Below are 3,010 nucleotides of genomic sequence, written 5' to 3'. Positions count from 1 at the left end.
AGATCGCCGCGGCGTATGTGGCCGGGGCGTTGTCGTTGCGGGACGCGGCCCGGGTGGTCGCGTTACGCAGCCGTGCTCTGCGGGCACTGGCCGGGCAGGACGGCACGGCATCGGTGCACCCTCCGGCCGACTCCCGGTCGCATTCGGTTCAGGCGGAGTCGATTCGCGACGAGATCCTGCGAGACCTCGCGGGGATCACTGCGGCCGACGCGCGAATTCCGCTGTATTCCACCATCACCGGTGACGTGCTCGACACCACTGACATGGGTGCCGGCTACTGGTGCCGCAATCTGCGCGAGACCGTCCGGTTCCAGCAGACCGCCGAGCCCCTGCTCGCCCAGGGGTTCGGTGTGTTCGTGGAGGTGAGTCCGCATCCGGTTCTGACGGCTGGGATCGCCGAAACCGCCGGGGACCGCGCACTGGTGGCTATGACGCTGAGACGTGGTGAGGGCGGACTCGACCGGTTCTGGCGGTCGGCGGCGGAACTGTTCGTGCACGGACTAGCCGTCGACTGGACGTCGGCGTTCGCCGGGGCGCGCCGGGTGGGGCTGCCGACGTACGCATTCCAGCGTGAGCGGTATTGGCCAGACGTGGCGGAACCACGGGAAAACGCGGTCGCGCTCGGCTTGGCCGCATCGGAACACCCGCTGATCGGCGCCGGGGTGGAGCTGCCCGGCTCGGATGGGCTCCTGTTCACCAGCCTCCTGTCACTGCGTGCGCAACCGTGGCTCGTCGATCACACGGTGGCGGGCTCGATTTTGTTCCCCGGTACGGGTTTCGTGGAACTTGCGATTGAGGCCGGAGAACAGGCCGGCTGTGACCGCGTTGACGAACTGACCCTCGAAGCGTCGCTGGTGCTGCCTGAAAACGGCGGTGTGCAAGTGCAGGTCGCGCTCGGCGGACCGGACGAAACCGGCAGACGCGTGGTGACCTTCCACTCTCGCGGCACGTCTGAGACGTCGTGGGTCCGGCATGCCGTCGGTGTGCTGAGCCCTGCCACGCCCGCGCCGGGGCCTGAGATCGAGGTGTGGCCCCCGTCCGGGGCCGAACCAGTGTCCCTCAACGGGTTCTACGCCGAACTCCGCGCCAGCGGCTTCACTTACGGCCCCGTGTTCCAAGGCCTCAGAGCGCTGTGGCGACGCGGTGACGAAGTCTTTGCCGAAGTCGCTCTGACCGGGGACTCGACCGGTTTCGGCTTGCACCCCGCGTTGCTGGACGCGGCGCTGCACGCGAGCGTGCCCGCAGTCGGTGGCGGACGTCTGCCGTTCTCGTGGAACGGCGTAGCGTTCTACGCCACCGGCGCTACGGAACTTCGCGTGCGACTCACCCCAACGGGGCGGGAAACCGTGTCCTTGTCGCTCTTCGATTCCAGCGGCGCGGTCGTCGCCTCGGTCGAGTCCTTGGTACTGCGTCAGGTCTCGCCGGACGACCTGGCTCGGACAGATGCTGACCCGCTGTTCCGCACGGAATGGGTGCCGCTGACCTCGTTATCGGCCACCGAAGACTGGGCCGAGCTCGGACCGGACGGCATCGACGCCCTGACCGGCGAGATCCCGGCCTCGGTGCTCGTTCGGGTCCATCCTGGTGCGTCCGAGCGTGCCACCACCACGCTGGCCCTGGCACAGACCCAGCTATGGCTGGCGGACGAGCGGTTCGCCGAGTCACGGCTGGTGTTCGTGACTCGCGGAGCCGGGCTCGACATCGGCCAGGCAGCCGTGCGGGGACTGGTGCGTACGGCCTGCACGGAGCATCCAAGCCGGTTCGCCCTGATCGACCTCGACGATACGACCGCATCGGCAGCCGCGCTGCCGAGGGCCTTGGCCTCTGGCGAGCCAGAGCTCGTAATCCGGGACGGCCAGGTCGGAGTCGCCAGACTGGCGATGGTCTCGGTCTCCCCGGAAAGCGGCTCGCCGTGGGACGCCAACGGCACAGTGCTCATCACCGGCGGCACCGGCGGGCTGGGCTCGCTGCTGGCCCGGCATCTCGTGGCGGAGCGCGGTGTGCGGAACCTGCTGCTGCTCAGCCGCCGAGGTCCGGATGCCGAGGGCGTGGCGGAGCTGGTGGCCGATATGACCGCGCACGGAGCAGACGTCCGCGTTGTGGCCTGTGATGCTTCGGATTCCGTGGAACTCGCCGGAGTCTTGGCGTCGGTCCCCGTCGAACATCCGTTGACGGCGGTCGTGCACGCCGCTGGGGTGCTCGACGACGGTGTCCTCGGCTCGCTGACCCCCGAGCGCTTCGAAACCGTGATGCGGCCCAAGATCGACGCCGCACGGAACCTGGACGAACAGACCCATGACCTCGCGGCGTTCATCCTGTTCTCTTCGGCCGCCGGGGTGCTCGGTACCCCCGGCCAGGCCAACTATGCCGCCGCGAACGCGGCCCTCGACGCGCTGGCCACCCGTCGGCGGTCGCGCGGGTTGCCCGCGTTGTCGATCGCGTGGGGCTTGTGGGCACAGCGGGGCACGATGACCGCGCACCTCGGTGAACTGGATCTCCGGCGCATAGAGCGCTCCGGGATGCCGGCGTTGTCGAACGAACAGGGACTCGCGTTGTTCGACCGGGCCGTCGACACTGTCGCCGACGCGACGGTCGTGGCCATGCGACTCGATGCGCATGCCCTGCGCGGCGCGGGAGTGATCCCGCCGATCCTGCGTGGTCTGGTGCGCGGGGCTTCCCGACGCTCTGCGGCCACGGGCGCGGGGAGCGCGGATACCCTGAGGGCCCGGTTGGTCCGACTGCCCGAAGGCGAGCGGCACGGCGTGCTGCTCGACTTGGTGCGCACCCAGGTCGCCGGGGTGCTCGGTTACGCCACCGCCGAGCCGATCACGGTGACCCATGCGCTCACCGACCTTGGCTTTGACTCGCTGACCGCGGTTGAGCTCAGGAACCGGCTGACCACCGAGACCGGTCTGCGGTTGCCTGCGACGTTGGTGTTCGATTATCCGACACCGCTTGTGTTGGCGGAGTTTTTGTTGTCTGAGTTGGTGGGTGGGAGTTCTCCGGGAGT

General features: G+C 68.8%; 1 protein-coding gene. It reads left to right on the top strand.

Annotated elements, in window-relative coordinates; translation table 11 throughout:
- A partial coding sequence (locus ACWDKQ_RS35600; RefSeq protein ID WP_450143142.1) for a type I polyketide synthase occupies positions 1 to 3,010 on the top strand: 3,010 nt, incomplete at both ends.

This window comes from Saccharopolyspora sp. NPDC000995, assembly GCF_053599315.1.
The sequence above is the reverse complement of the archived record's forward strand: the minus strand, read 5'-3'. Positions and strand labels throughout refer to the sequence as shown.